Origin of the sequence: Sulfobacillus harzensis (genome assembly GCF_012933365.1) — a bacterium.
GTDB classification, from domain to species: domain Bacteria; phylum Bacillota; class Sulfobacillia; order Sulfobacillales; family Sulfobacillaceae; genus Sulfobacillus_B; species Sulfobacillus_B harzensis.
Window position 1 is genome coordinate 1 of record NZ_JABBVZ010000303.1, and the last position, 912, is coordinate 912.

At 56.8% G+C, this 912-nt stretch carries 2 protein-coding genes; both read right to left on the minus strand.

Translation table 11 applies throughout. The annotated features are described in order from the left end of the window. Positions 1-64: 64 nt before the first annotated feature. Positions 65-328, minus strand: coding sequence for an Hsp20/alpha crystallin family protein (locus HIJ39_RS23175; protein ID WP_169103378.1), 264 nt, complete (start codon positions 326-328; stop codon positions 65-67). 235 nt (positions 329-563) lie between these two features. Beyond that, positions 564-912 (minus strand): hypothetical protein (locus tag HIJ39_RS23180; protein WP_207711895.1); only part of this gene is annotated, 349 nt, incomplete at its 5' end.

The following is a 912-nucleotide window of genomic DNA, read 5'->3' on the forward strand; positions in this document are numbered from 1 at the left end:
GGGAATGTCGAACACTTGAGTGGCGATGCGTTCGATGTGCTCACGCAACGCCGAATCGCCATAGTCATCTGCGGTACGGACCATGGCATCCAGCAAAGTCTCGACACTTGATCGCCAGTCGGTGATCACGCACTTCCACCGTCACGTCGTCACGATGGAATCCCGGAAGATAGGCCTGGACCATTAAGGCGTCCGGCAAGTCAGCCATATCAAACGGAATGGGATTCACGGTGCGGCCTGAGAGACCTTGCACCGGCACCGAATCGAGTTGATCCATCAGAGTCTGGCTTACCCGCATGAGTTCAGTCAAGCTGTCCGCAAATGCCATCGTTGTCACCTCCCATCATTTTCACCCCGTATTGAGGCTTCTAAAAAATCCGGTGGTATTTCGGAATTCAATCGTCGCTACAGCCTCCCTACGGCCGCTAAGGCGAGCCACGACTGTTTTAGGCAAAGGTTTTTCGCTTTTTCATTAGCTTACGGGGACAATCGCCAGCGTATAACGGGACAGAGTCGGCCGCACGTAGGGTGCGCGGTAACGAAGCGGAAACAGCTACCGATGACTATCCGGCCGGTCGTCCCTGCACCTGGAATCCCGCCGCGTCCAAACGGCCTTCCGGCATCAACTGCCCTTGAACCACGATTACCGGCACTTGCCCCCTGGCCCGAAGCTCGTCCATCGTCTTCTCCGCCTTGCGCGCGCTCTTGGTTTTGACGACGGCGGTCACCGTCACGCCTTGCGGGGTTCGAAACGTCAGCTCCATCTGCGGTGTGGTCACACGCTCCAAATCTTTCGGCCATTGGTCGATCGGAAGGTTCACCGACACTTTGATGACCTTGACCTCTGCGGGCTTCATGGGCGTCACTCCTATGTTCTGATTAGCGGCGCTACCAAATCCGGACCAGGCGTCA

Coding starts and splice junctions, on each gene's coding strand:
- HIJ39_RS23175 (WP_169103378.1), bottom strand. CDS start 328: ATGGCATTTGCGGACAGCTTGACTGAACTCATGCGGGTAAGCCAGACT.